This is a genomic window from Pseudomonas sp. HMSC076A11 (assembly GCF_001810205.1).
Taxonomy (GTDB): Bacteria; Pseudomonadota; Gammaproteobacteria; order Pseudomonadales; family Pseudomonadaceae; genus Pseudomonas; species Pseudomonas aeruginosa.
On record NZ_KV800309.1, the window covers coordinates 247,254 to 268,803 of the forward strand.

Annotated in this window: 19 protein-coding genes and 1 pseudogene; 12 read left to right on the forward strand and 8 right to left on the reverse strand. The window is 67.4% G+C overall.

Translation table 11 applies throughout. The features are described 5' to 3' along the window. Positions 1-3: 3 nt before the first annotated feature. From napF to HMPREF2716_RS16210, 5 genes are read left to right on the forward strand one after another with little or no spacing between them, the layout of a single operon-like run. Positions 4-495 carry a ferredoxin-type protein NapF gene (gene napF, locus HMPREF2716_RS16190; RefSeq protein WP_003116340.1) on the forward strand — a complete coding sequence of 164 codons (492 nt, stop codon included), beginning with the start codon at positions 4-6 and terminating at the stop codon, positions 493-495. Further along, positions 488-817 (forward strand): chaperone NapD, encoded by a 330-nt coding sequence (locus tag HMPREF2716_RS16195; RefSeq protein ID WP_003082422.1) that lies wholly within the window; start codon positions 488-490, stop codon positions 815-817. Before napF ends, HMPREF2716_RS16195 begins: the two co-directional genes overlap by 8 nt. Beyond that, positions 798-3,302, forward strand: coding sequence for a nitrate reductase catalytic subunit NapA (napA, locus tag HMPREF2716_RS16200; RefSeq protein ID WP_003107632.1), 2,505 nt, complete (start codon positions 798-800; stop codon positions 3,300-3,302). Before HMPREF2716_RS16195 ends, napA begins: the two co-directional genes overlap by 20 nt. 10 nt (positions 3,303-3,312) lie before the next feature. Further along, a complete protein-coding gene (locus HMPREF2716_RS16205; RefSeq protein ID WP_003082414.1) occupies positions 3,313-3,804 on the forward strand; it encodes a nitrate reductase cytochrome c-type subunit in 492 nt (163 codons plus the stop codon). A gap of 10 nt (positions 3,805-3,814) precedes the next feature. Further along, positions 3,815-4,411 carry a cytochrome c3 family protein gene (locus tag HMPREF2716_RS16210; RefSeq protein ID WP_003082412.1) on the forward strand — a complete coding sequence of 199 codons (597 nt, stop codon included), beginning with the start codon at positions 3,815-3,817 and terminating at the stop codon, positions 4,409-4,411. Positions 4,412-4,442: 31 nt separating this feature from the next. On the opposite strand, the gene HMPREF2716_RS16215 is transcribed toward HMPREF2716_RS16210, so the two are convergent. Beyond that, positions 4,443-5,639: a lytic murein transglycosylase gene (locus HMPREF2716_RS16215; protein ID WP_003082409.1), complete on the reverse strand. Its 1,197-nt coding sequence runs from the start codon at positions 5,637-5,639 to the stop codon at positions 4,443-4,445. 456 nt (positions 5,640-6,095) lie between these two features. Here HMPREF2716_RS16215 and HMPREF2716_RS16220 point away from each other — a divergent pair, with 456 nt between their 5' ends. Continuing rightward, positions 6,096-6,830, forward strand: a complete 735-nt coding sequence (locus tag HMPREF2716_RS16220) for a TerC family protein (RefSeq protein WP_003082405.1) — start codon at positions 6,096-6,098, stop codon at positions 6,828-6,830. Between the two features lie 43 nt (positions 6,831-6,873). On the opposite strand, the pseudogene HMPREF2716_RS16225 reads toward HMPREF2716_RS16220, so the two are convergent. The 3 genes and pseudogenes from HMPREF2716_RS16225 to HMPREF2716_RS16235 form a co-directional block, all read right to left on the reverse strand. Continuing rightward, a pseudogene (locus tag HMPREF2716_RS16225) lies at positions 6,874-8,930 on the reverse strand (lipoxygenase family protein). Positions 8,931-9,007: 77 nt separating this feature from the next. After that, on the reverse strand, positions 9,008-9,328 hold the full coding sequence (locus HMPREF2716_RS16230) for a hypothetical protein (protein ID WP_003082401.1): 321 nt from the start codon (positions 9,326-9,328) through the stop codon (positions 9,008-9,010). Between the two features lie 499 nt (positions 9,329-9,827). Then, positions 9,828-10,475: a polysaccharide lyase family 7 protein gene (locus HMPREF2716_RS16235; protein WP_070621958.1), complete on the reverse strand. Its 648-nt coding sequence runs from the start codon at positions 10,473-10,475 to the stop codon at positions 9,828-9,830. A 175-nt stretch (positions 10,476-10,650) separates the two neighbouring features. Here HMPREF2716_RS16235 and HMPREF2716_RS16240 point away from each other — a divergent pair, with 175 nt between their 5' ends. Together HMPREF2716_RS16240 and HMPREF2716_RS16245 are read left to right on the forward strand one after the other, a co-directional pair. Next, positions 10,651-11,439, forward strand: coding sequence for a dienelactone hydrolase family protein (locus HMPREF2716_RS16240; RefSeq protein WP_004348678.1), 789 nt, complete (start codon positions 10,651-10,653; stop codon positions 11,437-11,439). A gap of 227 nt (positions 11,440-11,666) precedes the next feature. Further along, entirely contained in the window at positions 11,667-12,395 is a 729-nt protein-coding gene (locus HMPREF2716_RS16245; RefSeq protein WP_003082383.1) for a 4'-phosphopantetheinyl transferase family protein, read from the forward strand. Here the strand turns inward: HMPREF2716_RS16245 and tcdA are convergent, their stop codons facing one another. Then, the gene (gene tcdA, locus HMPREF2716_RS16250) at positions 12,396-13,208 is read right to left on the reverse strand and encodes a tRNA cyclic N6-threonylcarbamoyladenosine(37) synthase TcdA (RefSeq protein ID WP_003086553.1); all 813 of its coding nucleotides are present in this window, start codon (positions 13,206-13,208) and stop codon (positions 12,396-12,398) included. 211 nt (positions 13,209-13,419) lie between these two features. Here tcdA and ndvB point away from each other — a divergent pair, with 211 nt between their 5' ends. The 4 genes from ndvB to HMPREF2716_RS16270 all read left to right on the forward strand — a co-directional run bounded on the left by ndvB (position 13,420) and on the right by HMPREF2716_RS16270 (position 18,499). Next, on the forward strand, positions 13,420-16,029 hold the full coding sequence (gene ndvB / locus HMPREF2716_RS16255; RefSeq protein WP_014603166.1) for a glycosyltransferase NdvB: 2,610 nt from the start codon (positions 13,420-13,422) through the stop codon (positions 16,027-16,029). A 114-nt stretch (positions 16,030-16,143) separates the two neighbouring features. Beyond that, a complete protein-coding gene (gene dapE / locus HMPREF2716_RS16260) occupies positions 16,144-17,295 on the forward strand; it encodes a succinyl-diaminopimelate desuccinylase (RefSeq protein ID WP_003082377.1) in 1,152 nt (383 codons plus the stop codon). Next, positions 17,295-18,098, forward strand: a complete 804-nt coding sequence (locus HMPREF2716_RS16265) for a putative RNA methyltransferase (protein WP_003101808.1) — start codon at positions 17,295-17,297, stop codon at positions 18,096-18,098. Before dapE ends, HMPREF2716_RS16265 begins: the two co-directional genes overlap by 1 nt. Before the next feature lie 17 nt (positions 18,099-18,115). Beyond that, positions 18,116-18,499, forward strand: a complete 384-nt coding sequence (locus tag HMPREF2716_RS16270) for a hypothetical protein (RefSeq protein WP_003082373.1) — start codon at positions 18,116-18,118, stop codon at positions 18,497-18,499. A gap of 105 nt (positions 18,500-18,604) precedes the next feature. Here the strand turns inward: HMPREF2716_RS16270 and HMPREF2716_RS16275 are convergent, their stop codons facing one another. The 3 genes from HMPREF2716_RS16275 to HMPREF2716_RS16285 all read right to left on the reverse strand — a co-directional run bounded on the left by HMPREF2716_RS16275 (position 18,605) and on the right by HMPREF2716_RS16285 (position 21,544). Next, complete coding sequence (locus HMPREF2716_RS16275) at positions 18,605-18,814, reverse strand: cold-shock protein (RefSeq protein ID WP_003082372.1); 210 nt, start codon at positions 18,812-18,814, stop codon at positions 18,605-18,607. A gap of 319 nt (positions 18,815-19,133) precedes the next feature. Beyond that, complete coding sequence (locus HMPREF2716_RS16280) at positions 19,134-20,750, reverse strand: ATP-binding protein (protein WP_003449089.1); 1,617 nt, start codon at positions 20,748-20,750, stop codon at positions 19,134-19,136. 83 nt (positions 20,751-20,833) lie between these two features. After that, positions 20,834-21,544, reverse strand: a complete 711-nt coding sequence (locus tag HMPREF2716_RS16285) for a winged helix-turn-helix domain-containing protein (protein WP_003082360.1) — start codon at positions 21,542-21,544, stop codon at positions 20,834-20,836. Between the last annotated feature and the right edge of the window lie 6 nt (positions 21,545-21,550).

Genomic DNA, 21,550 nt, shown 5'->3' on the forward strand with positions numbered 1-21,550 from the left:
GGTATGAGCAGTCGCCGAGAGCTGTTCCGCCGCCTCGGCGGGCACCCGCCGACGCGTCGCCCGCCGTGGACCGCCGCCGACTTCGCCGCAGGCTGCACAGGCTGCGCCGCCTGCGTCGAGGCCTGCCCGGAAGGCGTGCTGAAGCTCGGCGCCGGTCGGCTCGTCGAACTCGACCTCTCCAGCGCCGGCTGCACGCTGTGCGGGGAATGCGCCAGCCGCTGCGAGGCCGGCCTGTTCGATGGCGCGCGCCCGGCCTTCCCCTGGATCGCCACGATCGGCGAAGCCTGCCTGGCCCTGGCCGGGATCCACTGCCGCAGTTGCCAGGACGCCTGCGAACCCGCCGCGATCCGCTTCCGCCCGGCCCCCGGCGGCGTCGCCCTGGCCGAGCTGGACAGCCAGCGCTGCAACGGCTGCGGCGCCTGCCTGGCGCCCTGTCCGAGCCAGGCCATCCAACTGCGCGCGCTATCCACCAAGGAGTCTCCACGACATGCCTGAAGCCCTGCAGATCGCCAGCCTCATCCTGCATTGCCGACCCGAGCGACTGCCGGCGGTGAAGGCCAACCTGGCGCTGCTCGACGGCCTGGAGATCTACCAGGAAAGCCCGCAGGGCAAGCTGATCCTGGTGCTGGAAGCCGAACGCGAAGAACAGATTCTCGACACCCTGGGCCAGTTGCAGAACCTGCCAGGAGTGCTCAACGCCGTGCTGGTCTACCACGAGATCCTGCACGACGACGATAGCAACGACGCGGCGGCCATGACCGACCGCGCGATACCGTGCTCGCCCGAGGAGACAATCGATGAACCTCACCCGTCGTGAATTCGCCAAGGCCAACGCCGCCGCCATCGCCGCGGCGGCGGCCGGCCTGCCGATCCTGGTCCGCGCCAGCAACCTGGTGACCGAGGCGGACGTCACCAGCCTGGTCTGGAACAAGGCCCCCTGCCGCTTCTGCGGCACCGGTTGCAGCGTGATGGTCGCCACCCGCGACGGCCAGGTGGTGGCCACCCATGGCGACATCAAGGCCGAGGTCAACCGCGGGATCAACTGCGTGAAGGGCTACTTCCTGTCGAAGATCATGTACGGCAGCGACCGCCTGACCCGCCCGCTGCTGCGCATGAAGGACGGCAAGTTCGACAAGCAGGGCGAGTTCCAGCCGATCAGTTGGGAACAGGCCTTCGACATCATGGCCGAGAAGTTCAAGGCCGCGCTCAAGGCCAAGGGACCGGAGTCGGTCGGCATGTTCGGCTCCGGCCAGTGGACGGTCTGGGAAGGCTATGCGGCGAACAAGCTGTTCAAGGCCGGCCTGCGCAGCAACAACATCGACCCCAACGCCCGCCACTGCATGGCCTCGGCGGTGATGGGCTTCATGCGCAGCTTCGGCATGGACGAGCCGATGGGCTGCTACGACGACATCGAGGCCACCGACAGCTTCGTCCTCTGGGGCTCGAACATGGCCGAGATGCACCCGGTGCTCTGGTCGCGGGTCACCGACCGCCGGCTCAGCGCGCCGCAGGTCAAGGTCGCGGTGCTGTCCACCTTCGAGCACCGCAGCTTCGAGCTGGCCGACCTGCCCATGGTGTTCAAGCCGCAGACCGACCTGATCATCCTCAACTATATCGCCAACCACATCATCGAGAGCGGCGCGGTGAACCGCGACTTCGTCGAGCGCCACGTGCGCTTCGCCCATGGCGCCGAGGACATCGGCTACGGCCTGCGCCCGGACGACCCGCTGGAGAAGAAGGCGAAGAACGCCGACAAGGCCAACACCTGGAGCGATATCGACTTCAAGGCCTTCGCCGAGTTCGTCAAGCCCTATACCCTGGAGCGCACCGCGCGCGAAAGCGGCGTGCCGGCCGAGCGACTGAAGGCCCTCGCCGAACTCTACGCCGACCCCAAGCGCAAGGTGGTGTCGTTCTGGACCATGGGCTTCAACCAGCACACCCGCGGGGTCTGGGCGAACAACCTGATCTACAACATCCACCTGCTCACCGGGAAGATCAGCGAACCGGGCAACAGCCCCTTCTCGCTCACCGGCCAGCCCTCGGCCTGCGGCACCGCGCGCGAGGTCGGCACCTTCTCCCACCGGCTCCCCGCCGACCTGGTGGTGACCAACCCGAAGCACCGGGAAACCGCGGAGAAGATCTGGAAGGTGCCGGCCGGCACCATCCAGGAGAAGGTCGGCTTCCACGCCGTGCAGCAGAGCCGGATGCTCAAGGACGGCGTGCTCAACGTCTACTGGACCCAGGTCAGCAACAACATGCAGGCCGGTCCCAACGTGATGCAGGAAGTGCTGCCCGGCTGGCGCAACCCGGACAACTTCGTGATCGTCTCCGACGTCTACCCCACCGTCTCGGCCCAGGCCGCCGACCTGATCCTGCCCAGCGCCATGTGGGTGGAGAAGGAAGGCGCCTTCGGCAATGCCGAGCGCCGCACGCAGTTCTGGCACCAGTTGGTGAAGGCACCGGGCGAGGCGAAGTCCGACCTCTGGCAGTTGGTGGAATTCTCCAAGCGCTTCACCACCGACGAGGTCTGGCCCGCGGAACTGCTGGCGAAGGCCCCCGAGCTGAAGGGCAAGACCCTCTACGACGTGCTGTTCCGCAACGGCCAGGTCGACCGCTTCCCGGCCAGCGACCTGGCCAAGGGCTACGCCAACGACGAGGTCGACGCATTCGGCTTCTATATCCAGAAGGGTCTGTTCGAGGAATACGCCGCCTTCGGTCGCGGCCACGGCCACGACCTCGCCCCCTTCGACGCCTACCACGAGGCGCGCGGCCTGCGCTGGCCGGTGGTGGACGGCAAGGAGACCCGCTGGCGCTACCGCGAGGGCTACGACCCCTACGTGAGCAAGGGCAGCGGCGTGCAGTTCTATGGCTATCCGGACAAGAAGGCGATCGTCTTCGCCCTGCCCTACGAGCCGCCGGCCGAGGCGCCGGACCAGGACTACCCGTTCTGGCTCGCCACCGGCCGGGTGCTCGAACACTGGCACACCGGGAGCATGACCGCGCGGGTCCCGGAGCTGTACAAGGCGGTGCCCGACGCGCTGGTCTACATGCACCCGGAGGATGCGCGCCAGCTCAAGCTGCGCCGCGGCAGCGAGGTCAAGGTGGTGAGCCGGCGCGGCGAGATCCGCGCGCGGGTCGAGACCCGCGGGCGCAACAAGCCGCCCCAGGGGCTGGTGTTCGTGCCGTTCTTCGACGCCAACAAGCTGATCAACAAGGTCACCCTGGACGCCACCGACCCGATTTCCAAGCAGACCGACTACAAGAAGTGCGCCGTTCGCATCGAACTGCTCAACCTGGCCTGAGGAGCGCGCCATGAAACCTCTGCTGACTGCCCTGCTCCTCGTCCTGCTCGGCGCCCCCGCGGCCTTCGCCGCCGACCTCGGCTACCCGCTGGACGCGCCCGCCCCCGACGGCCGCCGCCCCGGCGGCACGCTGGCCGAAAGCCGCCCCGCGCCGCCGCTGGCGGCCGAGGAAAACAAGGACCTGAAACGCGAGCGCAACTACCCCGAGCAGCCGCCGACCATTCCCCACAGCATCGTCGGCTATCGCATCGACAAGGACAGCAACAAGTGCCTGTCCTGCCACAGCCGCGCCAACAGCGCGCGAACCCAGGCGGTGATGATCAGCATCACCCACTACATGGACCGCGACGGCCAGCCGCTGGCCGCCGTCTCGCCGCGCCGCTACTTCTGCGTGCAGTGCCATGTGCCGCAACAGGACGTAAAGCCGCTGGTCGACAACCGCTTCGAGAACATCGACCAGATCCTCGAGAAAGAAGCCGCCAATGCGGCGCGCAAACCCTGAGGGAGGCCGCATGAAAGCACTCATCGCCTGGCTGGCCGGTTACTGGCGGGTCCTGCGTCGTCCCAGCGTGCATTTCAGCCTGGGCTTCCTCACCCTCGGCGGCTTCATCGCCGGGATCGTCTTCTGGGGCGGCTTCAACACCGCCCTGGAGGCGACCAACACCGAGACCTTCTGCATTTCCTGCCACGAGATGCGCGACAACGTGTTCGTCGAACTCAAGGACACCATCCACTACAGCAACCGTTCCGGAGTCCGCGCCACCTGTCCCGACTGCCACGTGCCACACAAGTGGACCGACAAGATCGCGCGCAAGATGCAGGCCTCCAAGGAGGTCTGGGGCAAGATCTTCGGCACCATCAACACCCGCGAGAAATTCCTCGATCACCGCCGCGAGCTGGCCGAGCACGAATGGGCACGACTCAAGGCCAACGATTCGCTGGAATGCCGCAACTGCCACAACTTCGAGTTCATGGACTTCACCCGGCAGAGCGTGCGCGCGCGGCAGATGCACTCCACCGCCCTGGCCAGCGGCGAAGCCACCTGCATCGACTGCCACAAGGGGATCGCCCACCACCTGCCGGACATGACCGGGGTGAAGGGCTGGTAGCGCCGCCCGCGGACCGGGCGGCGCGGCGCAATCAGGGCTGGGCGCCCTTCAGCGCCTCGAGGATCTTGCGCCCGGCGCGACCGTCGGCCGGGGTCAGGCCGAGGCGCTTCTGCTCGGCCTGGATCGCCTTGCGCGTGCTGGTGCCGATCAGCCCGTCGGCCTCGCCGATGTCGTAGCCGCGCGCCAGCAACGCCTTCTGCAATTGCTTGCGCTCGAGCCGGCTGATGCCCGGGTCGTCGGTCGGCCAGGACGCCACCAGGCCGCTGCCGCCGCGCAGGCGGTCGGAAAGCAGGGCGATGGCCAGCGCGTAGCTTTCCGCGGCGTTGTAGGAATAGATCGCATCGTAGTTGCGATAGACCAGGAAGGCCGGGCCCTGGGCCCCGGCCGGCAGGAGGATCGCGGCCTTCTCGTCGCCGCCCGGCAGCGGCTGGCCGTCGACCCGCCTCACCCCACGGGCGACCCAGGCCGACAGCGGCTGGCGCTTGCCGCGCCCGGCCAGGCTGGCGGGGAAGTCGGCCGGCACCTTCACTTCATAGCCCCACGGCTGTCCCGTACGCCAGCCAGCCTTCTTCAGGTAGTTGGCGGTGGAACCGAGGGCATCCGGCACGCTGCCTACCAGGTCGCGGCGACCGTCGCCGTCGAAGTCCACGGCGATCCGCGCGTAGGTCGATGGCATGAACTGGGTATGGCCGAAGGCCCCGGCCCAGGAGCCGGTGATGCCGGCGTCGCGGATGTCGCCGGCCTGCAACAGCTTCAGGGTGGCGAGGAACTCGCCCTGGAAGAACGACTGGCGGCGCCCGTAGCAGGACAGGGTCGACAGCGAGGTCAGCAGCGGACGCTTGCCGAAGATCCGCCCGTAGTCGCTTTCCACGCCCCACACCGCCACCACCGTGTACTTGTCCACGCCGTAGCGCGCGGCCACCTGGTCGAGCAGCTTGTCGTGCTGGGCGAGCATCGCCTTGCCATCGCTGACCCGCTGCTCGTCCACCAGACCGGCCAGGTAGTCCCACAGCGGGGTGGTGAACTCCGGCTGCGCGTCGAGCAGGTCGAGCACGCTGAGGTCGGCCTGCAGGCCGCTGGTGAAGCGCTCATAACTGTCGGCGGAAATGCCCTGCGCCTGGGCCTTCTTCTGCAGGCCGGCGAGGCAGGAAGGGAAGCTCGAGGCGTCGGGTTGCGCCAGGGCCAGGGCGGGTAGCAGGGCCAGCGAGGAGAGAAGAAGACTGCGCATGGGGTTTCCTTGTACGGTGAACGGTCATCCATGGCACCGGCGGGCTTCCCCCGGCGCCGAAGGCCTGGTGGCCTGTACGGTTGACTCGGTGATCGGCGTTCGACTGGTCGAGTCAGCCACACGGGCCACTAGCCTACCGTCCCGCCGGGTGCGGCGCCATCTCCGCCCTGAAAGGCGGGTGAAACCTTGCTCGGGCAGACTGGCGATGGAATACGCATGCCGGGTGTCTCGCGGCCGATCCGCCGCGTCACATCCGTGCCCGAACGCGCTGCGCCACCCGCGCGTCCGTTTTCCGGGCACTGGCCGGGCGTTCGCCGGTCCAAGCAGTGTTCCCCGCCTCCGTCCACAAGCCGGAGCCGGCCCCGACGGTCCCAGACCACCGCAGGAAAGCCGGGCGGCCGCCACCCGCCACCGCCCCGGGCTTTCCACCCTCACTACACGTTTCGGAGTACAACCTTGATCCACTGGTTGAGCGACCCGACGTTCTGGACAGCCCTGCTGCAGATCGTCGCCATCGATATCCTCCTGGGCGGCGACAACGCCGTAGTCATCGCCCTCGCCTGCCGGCACCTGCCGGCGCACCGGCGCAAGCAGGCGATCTTCGGTGGCGTCGCCGGCGCCATCCTGATCCGCATCCTGCTGCTGTTCTTCGCCCTGCACCTGCTCGACCTGCCCTACCTCAAGGTAATCGGCGCGCTCCTGCTGCTGTGGATCGGCATCAAGCTGCTGCTGCCGGAGGAGGAGAACGGCGACGACATCAAGGGCAGCACCCACCTGCTCGGCGCGATCAAGACCATCATCATCGCCGACGCGGTGATGAGCCTGGACAACGTCATCGCCCTGTCCGCCGCCTCGGCCGGGGATTTCTTCCTGGTCTCCCTGGGCGTGCTGATCAGCATCCCGATCATCGTCTGGGGCAGCCAGCTGATCCTGCGCCTGATCGACCGCTTCCCGCTGATCATCCTCTTCGGCGGCGGCCTGCTCGGCTGGATCGCCGGCGGCATGCTGCTCACCGACAGCGCCCTGAAGCCCTGGCTGGCGCCCTACGCGCAATGGGATTCCTACCTGCACTACGGTGCGGCGGTCTTCGGCGCGCTGTTCGTGATCCTCCTCGGCAGCCTCCTGGCGCGCCGCCAGTTGAAGCAGCGGCATGCCGCGCCGGCGGACGCCGCCGAAAGCGAAGGCCGCTAAGAGCAACGGGGCGCCCAGGGGCGCCCCGTCCTCTTTCTCCGGCTCAGATATTGGTGCTCGCCGGGATCCGGCTCGGCAACAGGTACTCGTAGGGCCTGCGGCGCGCCTGGTTGCGCGTGCGAATGGTCGCCTCGACCTCCTTCAGGCGTGCCTGGAAGCGCTCCAGCGGGCCGCCGCTGGCGGTCACCCGCCTGTCCGAAAACACCGGCGCGTAGGGGAACCCGGTCTGCCGGTAGTCGCCCAGGCGACCGTGGTAGACCGAACCGAGCAGGTGATAGATGTTCACCTTCTCCAGCGCCACCAGGGTCGGCGGCATCATCTTCAACCAATCGGCCTCGCTCTTGCCGCTTGGCGAGTCCGGTGCCGGCGCCGCGCTCATGGCACAGATGGCTGGTGCGTAGGTCATCATCGAAGGCTGGGGAAAATTGACCGCCGCATGCTGCGCGGAGGCAGTGAAGATCACCATGGTCAGCACCTCGACCAGTTGGCTGCGACCGGTGATCGGGCGGAACCCGGCCACCTTGCCGCTGCCGATCACTTCGCCGACCCAGGCCGCCAGTTCGACGTCAGCGGTGACGTCGCCGTCGCTGGCGTAGTACACCGCCACGTAGTCGGCCGCCCACTGGCGGATGGCATTCCATACCAGCAGGCCGTCGTCGCGATAGGGGTAGTCCGGTAGCGCCAGCGGGTCGTCGACGTTCCGCGCCTTCAGGCTCTCCGGCAACATGCCGCGGTAGAAGTCGAAACCCAGCCGATTGCCGCCGGCGGTGGCCTGGGTGTCCTGGATCGGCGCGGCGAACATCACGTCGATGAAGCCCGCGCTGGGCAACAGGATCCGCGCCGCCCCCTCGTTGATGAACAGGGTGCCCTCGAAGTGCGGGGCGAGCAGGACGTGCAGCGGATGGCTGGGCGCCAGGGTGCGCTGGGTGGCCAGGCAGAACGCCTCGCTCACCAGGTGGGTCTGGGCCAGGTGGACGAACATCTCGTGGTAGTTCTCCTCGGCGACCTGGACCACCGTCTTGGCCATCTGCCAACCCCAGTACAGATCACTCTCCGACTCCGCGGGACGCACGAACATCGGATGGGTAGCGGGGTCCTGACCGCACTGGATGGCCACCGGCAATAGCCTCGCCCGATCCTTGCCAAGGGCGAACAGGGCGATCGGCGCATAGGCGAAGCCCGTCCCGGTGAGCAGTTTGTCCACCGCTCCCGACGGCGCCAGCTTGCCCAGCTCGGCGTAGTCCAGCAGATACAGGCGGCGGCTGGCGGCGGCCTCCAGCAAGCTGTCGTCGGCGCCCATCACCCGGCGGAACTGCTCCTCGCCCAGCGGAAAGTTGGCCGGCAGCGCATCGACGCGACGGATCAGCAGCGGATTAGGCCCGGCCACCCGCCAGTAGGCGAACGCTTCGTCGTCACGGAAGCTGTCGGCGACCTCTGGCAGGCGCAGGGTGCCGAACACCGCGCGGAAGCGATTCAGGCCGTCGCCCTGCCCCCCTGGGTAACCAGGTTGCTGGCGCTCTTGAGAATATCGTCGACCAGCAGGCCGACCCGCGTCAGTAAGGCGATCACCCGCGTCTGCAACTCCGTGAAGCGCAGCAGCAGGCTGCCGGCCGCGGCCGGATCGTTCTTCGCCTCCTCCAGCAACGCCTCGTGGACCTGGCGCGCCGCCTCCAGGTCACCGCTGAGCCCGGCGGCGATCCGCTCGAACTGCGCGGCGGCCGACGCCGGCAACGAGGCGACGAAATTGACGATCAGCTCGACGATCACCCCGGCGGTCTTCAACAGCCAGTCGACATTCGGCAACTCGCCCAGCGGCACCGAGCGGGCCATCGGCACGCCTTTGACATTGGCGAAGTTCTCGGTCCAGACATATACCAGTTTCTTGCTGGTCAATACCGCACGCCGCGCCAACTTTCCGGCCAGGTTGTCATATTGCGGCAAACTCGGCGGAATCAGGTTGTCCAGCAAACTTCGCGAGGCATCGATAGATCGCTGTTGTTCCGCCCCGAGGTATTTCAAGGGTGAAAAGAATATCGAGTCATTGGCCAGTGCGGTTCCACTCAGGGCGACACCCGACAAGAGCACACTCCTGCGTTTCATATCATCGACTCCATCAATGCATTAACCAGGAACGACTCGATGCCTGAGCATCGAATCGCTCTTTCAACAGGTTGCGATCAGCTGTAAAGCCCTTCGCCGCTTTCCTTGTTGTAATGCAACGGAACATTGTGGTTGTCGGTCCCGCCGAGAATCTTGCCGACGGTGATCGCCGCCACCGAAGGCACCTGGAAGGCCAGCAGGTCGACCAGCTCGTGGGTACGGTTGAGGCCGATGGCGCTGGCCGCGTTGCCGATGCTGGAGAACAGCGGCGAGTTCAGGAAGGAGTTGGCCGCGTAGACGCCGTTGATGATGGCATCGCCCAGGAAAGTCCCGGCGCCAGAAACTTGTTCGATTTCACCCACACTTAGAACCGCCAGGGCATTCACCTGATTTTTCATTTCTGAATCTCCACATATTCGAATTGTTGAAACGAATGGTTCTCGCTGAAAACAGCAAAGAAACCTGTACGCCCGAACTTCTTCGGAACGTGGAGAAAGCAATAGCGAGAGGAAAAACCGGCAATAAGCTGACGCTTCGCACAGTTGACAGGAAAAGCCTGGAACAATAGTTATCCACAATAATTATTGACGGCGAACTTTTGACTTGCAAAGAACTACGCTGGCCAGCGGCAAGAGTGAATTTCATCCAGCCAGGGCTATACCAATCGTGCAAACCCGGAAGGGCGCTGCGCAAAACGTCACATTTATTCGGGGCGATACGCCAAGGCGGCTCCCTGTACTGAAGTACCAGAATCGCCAGATCGCGCGGCCTATTTCCCCTTGGAAAAATACGGATATTTTTTTCCGGGCCAGGTTTTCCTTCTTCCGCGCCTGCCAGATCTGGCAGTTGCGAAGCGCCACGACAACGCGAAGTCCGCGGCGCAGACGCCTCGACCGCTCATTGATGGCTAACGCGCAGCTCGCTGAATGTCGCCCGCCCGCCCTCGCTGGACGGTCCGCGGTTGTCCTGCAGGTAGAGTCCGGCCTTGAAATAAAGGCCCTGGTAGACCCACTGCGGGTCCAGTTGCTGCTCCAGGGCGCTACCATTCACCGACACGCTGAGCAATCCGCTGCGAGACACGCCGATGCGGTAGCTGAACGACTGGCCGAGAGGAATCCCGTCCATCAGTGTGTAGGCTCTGGTCCCGCCGTCGTCCGGCCGCTCGCGGACCAGCGCCTGGACCCGCCCCTGGTCGAGCCGCAACTGGTAGAGCAGCTTCACCAGCGGCGCGGCCTGGCCGCTATTGCTGCCATCACTGTGGATCTGGCCGATGATCATGCGCCGGGTCGAGGGCACCGCCTCGATGCGCAGGGTCGCCTCCAGCCAGTTGTAGGGCCTGCCGCTGGACAGGGTCTCGCGCAACTCGCTGCGCGGGAACTCGCTGTTGCGCGTGTGGCTGCCGTTCACCGGCACCCAGAAGCGAATGCCGTCGGCGGTGCGCTGGAAATAGTCGCTGCGGTAGTCGCGCTGCAATTGGCTGGTGGAGATGGTGATGGCCGGGCGGCCCTGGGGAATGGTCAGGTTCCAGGTACTCAGGTCAGGCATCCAGACGGTGTCCTAGCGAGGGGAAGGGACTCGCCCATAGGGTAGATGAGCGGCGCACCCTTTGCCTGGCCGAATGGCCCGCGTTTGAGCGGCGCAAGGCCGGCACCGAGGGTTTTCCCCGCGTCCCGCGCACAAGCGTCTATCTTGATCGGGGACCCTTTCACGGAGAGATGCCATGCGCCTGCTCTGCGCCCTGCTGTTCATCGCCTGCGCCGCCAGCGCCCAGGCCGCTATCCAGACCCGCGAGATGCCTTACCGGAGCGCAGACGGCACGCGCATGGTCGGCTATTTCGCCTACGACGACAGCAAGCCGGGGATCCGCCCTGGGGTCATCGTGGTCCACGAATGGTGGGGGCTCAACGACTATGCCAAACGCCGCGCCCGCGACCTCGCCGAACTCGGCTACAGCGCCCTGGCCATCGACATGTACGGCGAAGGCAAGCACACCGAGCACCCGCAGGACGCGATGGCCTTCATGCAGGCCGCGACCCGGGATGCCGACGCCGCCAAGGCGCGCTTCCTCGCCGGCCTGGAACTGCTGAAGCGGCAACCGCAGACCGATCCCAGCCAGATCGCCGCGATCGGCTACTGCTTCGGCGGCAAGATCGTCCTCGACATGGCCCGCCAGGGCCTGCCGCTGGCCGGCGTGGCGAGCTTCCACGGCGCCCTCGGCACCGCCACCCCGGCCAGCAAGGGCAGCGTCAAGGCGAAGATCCTGGTGGAGCACGGCAGCGCCGACAGCCTGGTCCCGGCCAAGGACCTCGACGCCCTGAAACAGGAACTGAACGCCGCCGGCGCCGACTACCGGGTGGTGATCCAGGACGACGCCAAACACGGCTTCACCAACCCCGACGCCGACGCGCACAAAGGCCACGGCCTGGACATCGGCTACGACCGCCAGGCCGACCAGCGCTCCTGGGCAGACCTGCAGGCGTTCCTCAAGGACATCTTCGGGCAGGGTTGAACCCTGCGCCGACGCATAAAAAAACGGGAGTCCCCGGAGGGACTCCCGTCTTGAAAGGTCGAGACAGGACAGTATCCCGTCATCAACAAACAACCTCACCTGCATTCCACAGGAATGCGCGGCGCAGTCTGTCAAAACCGGGCCTCGCGGTCCGTTTTCCTTTGTTGCGCTTTTGCAATCTTGTGTAAGCGCCGCGTGACTGGTGGGCCACGTCGGGAACCGGCACAATGCGCGCCATGAACGACCGTCTCCCCTCCTTCTGCACCCCACTGGACGACCGCTGGCCGCTGCCCGTCGCGCTGCCCGGCGTGCAACTGCGCAGCACCCGCTTCGACCCGGCGCTGCTGCAACCCGGCGACTTCGCCCTGGCCGGCATCCAGCCGCCGGCGAACATCCTCCGCGCGGTGGCCAAGCGCCAGGCCGAGTTTCTCGCCGGGCGCCTCTGCGCACGCGCCGCCCTGTTCGCCCTCGATGGCCGCGCCCAGACGCCGGCCGTCGGCGAGGACCGCGCACCGGTCTGGCCGGCCGCGATCAGCGGCTCGATCACCCATGGCGACCGCTGGGCCGCCGCCCTGGTGGCGGCGCGCGGCGACTGGCGCGGGCTCGGCCTGGACGTGGAAACCCTGCTCGAAGCCGAACGGGCGCGCTACCTGCATGGCGAGATACTCACCGAAGGCGAGCGCCTGCGCTTCGCCGACGACCTGGAGCGACGCACCGGCCTGCTGGTGACCCTGGCGTTCTCGCTGAAGGAAAGCCTGTTCAAGGCGCTCTATCCGCTGGTGGGCAAGCGCTTCTATTTCGAACATGCGGAACTGCTGGAATGGCGCGCCGACGGCCAGGCCCGGCTGCGCCTGCTCACCGACCTGTCGCCGGAGTGGCGCCACGGCAGCGAGCTGGACGCCCAGTTCGCCGTGCTCGACGAACGCCTGCTCAGCCTGGTGGCGGTCGGCGCCTGATCAGGCGTTCCCCGGCGTGCGCCGCGACGGCCGCAGCGCGCGGCCTTCCGCCAGGCGCTCGACGGCGCGGGCGGCAGCGACCATGCCGAAGGTGGCGGTGACCATCATCACCGCGCCGAAGCCGCCGGCGCAGTCCAGCTTCACCCCTTCGCCGACGAAACTCTTCGACTGGCACACCGTGCCGTCCGGCTTCGGGTAGCGCAGTTGTTCGCTGGAGAACACGCAGGGCACGCTGTAGGTGCGCCCCGGCGTGCGCGAGAAGTTGTAGTCGCGGCGCAGGGTGGAACGCACCTTGGCCGCCAGCGGGTCGTTGAAGGTCTTGTTCAGGTCGGCGACCTGGATCTGCGTCGGGTCGACCTGGCCACCGGCGCCGCCGGTGGTGATCACCGGGATCTTGCGCCGCTTGCACCAGGCGATCAGCGCGGCCTTGGCGGCCACGCTATCGATGCAGTCGATCAGGTAGTCGAAGTCGACGATGTACTCGGCCATGGTCTCGCGGGTGACGAAATCGGCCACCGCGTGGACCCGGCAGGCCGGGTTGATGGCCCGGATGCGCGCCGCCATCACCTCGACCTTGGCCTTGCCCACCGAGCCTTCGATGGCATGCACCTGGCGGTTGGTGTTGGTCACGCAGACATCGTCGAGGTCGAACAGGGAAATCTCGCCGACGCCGCTGCGGGCCAGCGCTTCCGCCGCCCAGGAACCGACCCCACCGATGCCGACCACCGCGACGTGGCTATCGGCCAGGCGTTGCAGCCCCTCGCGACCGTACAACCGGCCGATACCGCCGAAGCGCTGTTCATCCACCTGCATCACCAACCACCTCTGAAACCGAATCGCGGATTGCCGCGCGCATTATAAAAAGCCGCGGCCGCCGCGTCGCCTGCGTTCTTACGGCTCGTCGCGCAGGCCGGACTAGACTTGCAACAGACCCGCCGGCCCGGTGCCTGTACACCCCGGGGGGTGCGGGGTAGCATGCGCCGCCCCGTGTTCAGCGAAACATCCGGAACCTGGTTTCATCTCTATGTCTTCACGCAAGATCGGGCTCAACCTGGTGGTCATCGTCGCCCTGGCCGCCCTCTTCACCGGCATCTGGGCCCTGTACAACCGTCCGGTCAGCGTACCGGACTGGCCGGAACGCATCTCCGGCTTCTCCTTCTCGCCGTTCCGCCTCAACCAGAACCCGCAGAGCGGCCGCTACCCCAGCGCCGAACAGATGCGCACCGACCTGGAACTGGTCGCCCGGCACACCCACAGCATCCGCACCTATTCGGTCCAGGGCGCGCTCGGCGACATCCCGGCGCTGGCCGAGGCGTTCGGCCTGCGCGTCAGCCTGGGCATCTGGCTCGGCCCGGACCTGGCCAGCAACGAGGCCGAGATCGCCCGCGCCATCCGCATCGCCAACGAGTCGCCGAGCGTGGTGCGAGTGATAGTCGGCAACGAGGCGCTGTTCCGCCGCGAGGTGACGGCGGAACAGTTGATCGCCTACCTCGACCGGGTCCGCGCGGCGGTCAAGGTTCCGGTGACCACCGCCGAACAGTGGCACGTCTACCGCGAACACCCGGAACTGGCGCAACACGTCGACCTGATCGCCGCCCACGTCCTGCCCTACTGGGAGGCCACGCCGGTGGCCGACGCGGTGGACTTCGTGCTCGAACGCGCGCGCGAACTCAAGGCCGCCTTCCCGAGGAAGCCGCTGCTGCTCGCCGAGGTCGGCTGGCCGAGCAACGGGCGCATGCGCGGCAGCGCCGAGGCGACACCCGCGGACCAGGCCATCTACCTGCGGCGCCTGACCAACGCGCTCAACGGCGAAGGCTACAGCTACTTCGTCATCGAAGCCTTCGACCAGCCCTGGAAGGTCAGCGCCGAAGGCTCGGTGGGCGCCTACTGGGGCGTCTACAACGCCGACCGCAAGGCCAAGTTCAACTTCACCGGGCCGGTGGTGCCGATTCCCAAGTGGCGCGCCCTGGCCATCGCCTCGGCGGTACTCGCGGTACTCGCCTTCACCCTGCTGCTGATCGACAGTTCCTCGCTGCGCCAGCGCGGGAGGACCTTCCTCGCCGTGGTCTCGTTCGCCTGCGCCTCGGTGCTGGTGTGGATCGCCTACGACTACAGCCAGCAGTACAGCACCTGGTTCAGCCTGACCGTCGGCGCGTTGCTGGGCGTCGGCGCGCTGGGGGTGGTCATCGTGCTGTTCACCGAGGCCCACGAGCTGGCCGAGGCGGTCTGGACGCGCAAGCGGCGCCGGCCATTCCTGCCGATCACCGCCGCGCAGGCCTATCGGCCCAAAGTGTCGATCCACGTACCCTGCTACAACGAGCCGCCGGAACTGCTGAAGCAGACCCTCGACGCCCTTGCCCGCCTCGACTACCCGGACTACGAAGTCCTGGTGATCGACAACAACACCCGCGACCCGGCCGTCTGGCAGCCGGTCGAGGCGCACTGCGCGCGCCTGGGCGAGCGCTTCCGCTTCTTCCACGTCGCCCCGCTGGAAGGCTTCAAGGCCGGCGCGCTGAACTTCGCCCTGGGCCACGTGGCGGCGGACGTCGAGGTGGTCGCGGTGATCGACGCCGACTACTGCGTCGACCCCGACTGGCTCAGGCACATGGTGCCGCACTTCGGCGACCCGCGGATCGCCGTGGTGCAGTCGCCGCAGGACTACCGCGACCAGCACGAGAGCGCCTTCAAGCGGCTCTGCTACGCCGAGTACAAGGGCTTCTTCCACATCGGCATGGTCACCCGCAACGACCGCGACGCGATCATCGAGCACGGCACCATGACCATGATCCGGCGCAGCGTGCTGGACGAGCTGAGATGGCCGGAATGGTGCATCACCGAGGACGCCGAGCTGGGCCTGCGGGTGTTCGAGAAGGGCCTGTCGGCCGCCTACTTCGAGCGCAGCTACGGCAAGGGGGTGATGCCCGATACCTTCATCGACTTCAAGAAGCAGCGCTTCCGCTGGGCCTACGGCGCGATCCAGATCATGAAGCGGCATACCGACGCCCTGCTGCGCGGCCGCGGTCCCGACGGCAGCCGCCTGACCCGCGGCCAGCGCTACCACTTCGTGGCCGGCTGGCTGCCGTGGATCGCCGACGGCCTGAACATCTTCTTCACCCTCGGCGCGCTGCTCTGGTCGGCGGCGATGATCATCGTGCCCAAGCGCGTCGACCCGCCGCTGCTGATCTTCGCGATCCTGCCGCTGGCCCTGTTCGTCTTCAAGGTCGGCAAGATCCTCTTCCTCTACCGGCGCACCGTCGGCGTCGACCTGCGCGACTCGTTCTTCGCCGCCCTCGCCGGCCTGTCGCTCTCGCACACCATTGCCAAGGCGGTGCTGTACGGCTTCGTCACCCGCGGCATCCCGTTCTTCCGCACGCCGAAGATGCGCTCCAGCCACGGCCTGCTGGTGGCCCTGGCGGAGGCCCGCGAGGAAGTCTTCGTGATGCTCCTGCTGTGGGGCGCGGCGGCCGGCATCGTGGCGGTTCAGGGCGTGCCGAGCCGCGACCTGCTGATCTGGGTCGCCATGCTCCTGGTGCAATCGCTGCCCTACCTGGCGGCGCTGGTCATGGCCTTGCTCTCGTCGCTGCCGAAACCGCGCGAGGAACTGGCCGGCGGCGCCGAGCAGATCGGCGGTTGAGGTCGGGCGAGGCGTCGGGACGGCCGGCCCCGCTCGCCTAAACGGCGTCCCTTCGCCCACGTTTATGCTTTAAGATTCCCCCTTTCCGCTCGACCCGCTCAGGATGCCCTCCCCATGACCGCCTCTTCGCCGAGTCTCTCGCCGACCCTCGAACTCGCCTGCGAGTTGATCCGCCGCCCCTCCGTCACGCCGCTCGACGCCGACTGCCAGGCCCTGATGATGCGCCGCCTGGAAGCCGCCGGCTTCGCCCTGGAGCCGATGCGCATCGAGGAGGTGGACAACTTCTGGGCACGGCGCGGCGGCGACGGCCCGGTGCTGTGCTTCGCCGGGCACACCGACGTGGTCCCCACCGGCCCGCTGCAGGCCTGGCAGCACCAACCCTTCGACGCCCTGATCGACGACCAGGGCATGCTCTGCGGGCGCGGCGCGGCGGACATGAAAGGCAGCCTGGCGTCGATGATCGTCGCCGTCGAGCGCTTCGTCGCCGACCACCCGGAGCACAAGGGTGCCATCGCCTTCCTCATCACCAGCGACGAGGAAGGCCCGGCCCACCACGGCACCAAGGCGGTGGTCGAACGCCTCGCCGCACGCGGCGAGCGCCTGGACTGGTGCATCGTCGGCGAACCGTCGAGCACCAGCCTGGTCGGCGACGTGGTGAAGAACGGCCGCCGCGGCTCCCTCGGCGCCAAGCTGACCATCCGCGGCGTACAGGGCCATGTGGCCTACCCGCACCTGGCGAAGAACCCGATCCACCTGGCCGCCCCGGCGCTGGCCGAACTGGCGGCGGAACACTGGGACGACGGCAATGCCTTCTTCCCGCCGACCAGCTTCCAGGTTTCCAACCTGAACTCCGGCACCGGCGCCACCAACGTCATCCCCGGCGAACTGACCGCGCTGTTCAACTTCCGCTTCTCCACCGAATCCACCGTCGAAGGCCTGCAGAAACGCGTCGAGGCGATCCTCGACAAGCACGGCCTGGACTGGCACGTCGAATGGGCGCTGTCCGGCCTGCCGTTCCTCACCGAGCCGGGCGAACTGCTCGATGCGGTGGCCGCCAGCATCAGGGCGGTCACCGGTCGCGAGACCCAGCCCTCGACCAGCGGCGGCACCTCCGACGGACGCTTCATCGCCACCATGGGCACCCAGGTGGTCGAACTCGGCCCGGTCAACGCCACCATCCACCAGGTCAACGAGCGGGTCCTGGCCAGCGACCTGGAACTGCTCACCGAAATCTACTACCAGACCCTGGTGAGGCTGCTCGCCTGATGCTGATCTGCCCGCTCTGCTCCGCCGCCCTGGGCGAGGTCGACAACGGCGTCGCCTGCCCCGCCGGGCACCGCTTCGACCGCGCCCGCCAGGGCTACCTGAACCTGCTGCCGGTGCAGCACAAGAAAAGCCTCGATCCGGGCGACAACGCCGCCATGGTCGAGGCCCGTCGCCAGTTCCTCGGCGCCGGCCACTACGCGCCGCTTGCCCGGCGCCTGGCCGAACTGGCCGCCGAACGCGCGCCGCGACGCTGGCTGGATATCGGTTGCGGCGAGGGCTACTACAGCGCCCGGCTCGGCGAAGCCCTGGCAGGCGCCGAAGGCTATGCCCTGGACATCTCCCGCGAGGCAGTGAAACGCGCCTGCCGCCGCGCGCCGCAGTTGTCCTGGCTGGTGGCGAGCATGGCCCGGCTGCCGCTGGCCGACGCCAGTTGCGAGCTGATCGCCAGCGTGTTCAGCCCCATCGACTGGAACGAAGCCGTGCGCGTCCTCGCCCCCGGCGGCGGCGTACTGCGCCTGGGCCCGGCCAGCGCGCACCTGCTGGAACTGCGCCAGCGGCTCTATGACGACGTGCGCGACTACGCCGACGACAAGCACCTCGCCGGCCTGCCCGCGCAACTGCGCCTGCGCCACACCGAGACCCTCGAGTTCCGCCTGGCGCTGGACAGCTACGACGCGCGGGAAAACCTCCTGGCCATGACCCCGCACGGCTGGCGGGTCAACCCCGAGCGCCGCGCGCGAATCCTGGCCGAACCCTTCGAAGTCAGCGTGGCGGTGCGCTACGATTGGCTGCAACGCGACTGACCGTCCCCGAGGACCCCATGCGCCAACCGGATATCGAGATCTACCTGAAAGACGCCGAGCACGCGGCCGTCGCCGCCTGGCTGGAACAGGCGCTGGGACCCTGCGGCCCATGGCAGGAGCACGGCCAGACCCTCAAGTGCACCGCCCGCGGCGAGCACGGCGCGGTGCGCGTCACCTGGCTGCCGAAGGCGGTGGGCAAGTGGCACAGCCTGTTCTTGGAGAGCGACAGCACGCCCTGGGACGACGACCTCGCCTGCGCCAGGGCCGCGCATGCCGCGCTCGGCGTGGAGATCCGCTGCGCGCCGGGCGGCTGGGAGGAAAACCAGGGCGAAGAGGACGCCGACCGCTGGCTGCGGGTCGACGCCGGGGGCGTCGAGGAAATTACCTGGCGCACCGCCTGAACGACGAAAACCCCGCGCTGCGAGGGGCCGCCCAACGGGGGCCTGGCGGGGTGGATGCGCTGGATGACAAAAGCCCGTCTCGCGACGGGCTTTTGCTTGCGGGAATCAGACCTTGGAGACGTCTTCCGCTTGCAGGCCTTTCTGGCCCTGGATCACCGAGAATTCCACTTTCTGGCCTTCCACCAGGGAGCGGTGACCCTCGCCGCGGATGGCGCGGTAGTGAACGAACACGTCCGGACCGCTATCGCGTTGAATGAATCCATAACCTTTGGCGTCATTGAACCACTTGACGGTTCCGACCTCACGATCAGCCATTACCACACTCTCCAACTTGCAATTTTTTATAAGTGGCCTTCCCAATCCGGGAAGACTTCGACGGTTCGGCTGCGCAACGCTGTTCTTGTTATCCGACCCCGGCAAAATGCCGTTGGAGCGGGCATTTCGAATGGCGTTCCACTAGCCACCGCGTCCCGGAGTATAAACAAACGAGTCCAACTGAAAAGGACTTTTTTAGCCCCTGGCGGAATCCTCGCCACGCCCGGCGGGACTGGCCTTTCGATATGTTTTCGCTACGCCTGGAATACGTCTGCGCATGCACTTGCAGATAGCTAGCCGCCATATTTCCGTCGGCTTTTCAGCGGTCGCGCAGACCCGCCTTGCGCGGCCAGGCCAGGGTGAAGCAGGCACCGCCCAGAGTCTCGCTGCGGCCGATGGAGGCCCGGCCGCCATGCCAGTAGACGATCCGCCGGACGATGGACAGTCCCAGGCCATGCCCGCCGGAAGCACGGGTCCGGCTATCGTCCAGGCGTAGGAATGGCGTAAAGAGCCGCTCCCATTGCGCCTCCGGCACCCCCGGCCCGTCGTCCTCGACATCCACCCGGCAACGCTCCAGGCTGACCCGGTAGCTGATCCTGACCCGACGATCGGCATGCCGCAGCGCATTGGTCAGCAGGTTCTGCAAGGCCCGATGCAGGTAGCGCGGCTCGGCCTCGATCCAACTGCCCAGCTCCTCAGGCACCAGCGCGCCCTCCTCGCAACTGACCAGCACCTCGCGGCGCAGCGGGGCGATCTCCTCCACCACCTGGCGCACCAGCACGCCCAGCTCCAGGCGCTGGTAGGTCAGCGGCGGCGAGCCCTGTTCCAGGCGTGCGTAGGTGAGCATCTCGTCGACCAGCTTGTCGAGGTCCTGGATATCGTTGTCCATGCCCTCCAGGTACTTCAGGCGGGCGCCGTCGGTCTCGGCGGTCTCGATCATCTCCAGGCCGAAGCGCAACCGCGCCACCGGCGTGCGCAACTCGTGGGACACCGCGCGAACCATCTCGCGCTGCACCGTCAGCAGCCGGTGGATGTGCTCGGCCATATGGTTGAAGGCCGCGCCCAGGCGTCCCACCGAGTCGCCTCCGCGCACCTCGACGCGAGTATCCAGGCTGCCGCGGGCGATCCGCGTGGCGGCCGCCTCCAGGCTGCGCAGGCGCTGCTCCAGGCGACGCACCAGCAGGTAGGTGATCAGGCCGATGAAGCTCAGGCACAGCGCGCCGAGCAGCAACAGCAGCTGCGGCGGATAGGGGTTCATCTGGAACAGCGGGCCCAGCTCCAGCACCCAGGGCGTGTCGAGGATGCCGGCGAAGATGCGGATCGAGTCGCCGTCCTTGCCCAGCGCCATCACCGTGTCGCCCTCCACCACTCGCCGGCGCTGGTCGTCGTCGAGGTCCAGTTCCTTGACCTGGAGCAAGTGCACCGGGAAACCGAAGCGCTTGTCGCGGACGATCCGCGCAAGGTGGTAAGGCTGTTCGCTGGCCGGGTAGCGCACCAGTTCGTCCATCAGCAGGTAAACCGTGGCCCGCGCCAGTTGCTCGCTGACCTGCTGCACCTCGCCGCTGAGCACCAGGTTCTCGGCGGCGCTGGCCTGGGTATAGACGGTGACGGCGTGCTCGGCGGTCTGCTTCACCAGCACCTGGCCGTTCATCAGGCGCGCGCGGCTGCGTCCGTCCATCCGCAGCTCATCCAGCCCGTGCAGTTGCAGGGGAATACCCAGCAAGCGGCTCCACTGCGCCAGGGCGCGCTTGCGCTCGGTGGCGGTCATCGGTTGCAGGTTGTCGGCCATCAGGCGGAAGGTGCCGCGCGCCAGCTCCTCGCGGTAGTGCTCGCCGCGCACCTCGTTGATCCAGTGCAGGCCGAGCAGGCCCAGGCCGCTGACCAGCAGCAGGGCCAGGAGCATGCCGCCATAGATGCGCAGGAAGATGGATTTCATCGGCGAGCCCCCGGCCGCTGTCCGCTGCTGTTGATTCTGGCCGACCGGGACGCCCGCGCCCCGGCCCGCAGGAAAAAAGCGCCTCAGCCCTCGCCGACGAACAGGTAGCCCTTGCTGCGTACGGTCTTGATCAGCCGCGGGTGCATCGGGTCGTCGCCGATCTTCGGGCGGATCCGCGAGATGCGCACGTCGATGGAGCGGTCCTGGCCGTCGTACTCGATGCCGCGCAGGGCGTTGAAGATCTCCTCGCGGGAGAGAATGCGCCCGGCGTTCGCCGCCAGCAGCCAGAGCAGGTCGAATTCGGCGCTGGTCAGCTCGATGGTGGTCCCGTCCAGCCAGGCCTCGCGCATCGCGTTGTCGATCACCAGGCGACCGAACGCCAGGCGTTTGCTGTCCGCCGCCGGGGCGCCCGCTTCCGGCGCCTCGCTGCGCCGCAACAGGGCACGGATGCGCGCCAGCAGCACACGCGGGCGCACCGGCTTGCACACGTAGTCGTCGGCGCCCATCTCCAGGCCGAGTACCTCGTCCATATCGTCGGTGCGCGCGGTGAGCATCAGGATCGGACCGTCGAACTGCGGGCGCACCTGGCGGCAGATGGACAGGCCGTCCTCGCCCGGCAGCATCAGGTCGAGCACCACCAGGTCCGGGCGTTCGGCGAGGATACGCGCCGCCGCCAGTGCGCCGTTGGCTTCGATGTCGACCTTCAGGCCGTTGCCTTCCAGGTATTCCCGGGTCAGCTCGGCCAGGCGTCGATCGTCCTCGACGATCAGGATGCGCCAGGCTTCTTGCTCCACACAGCC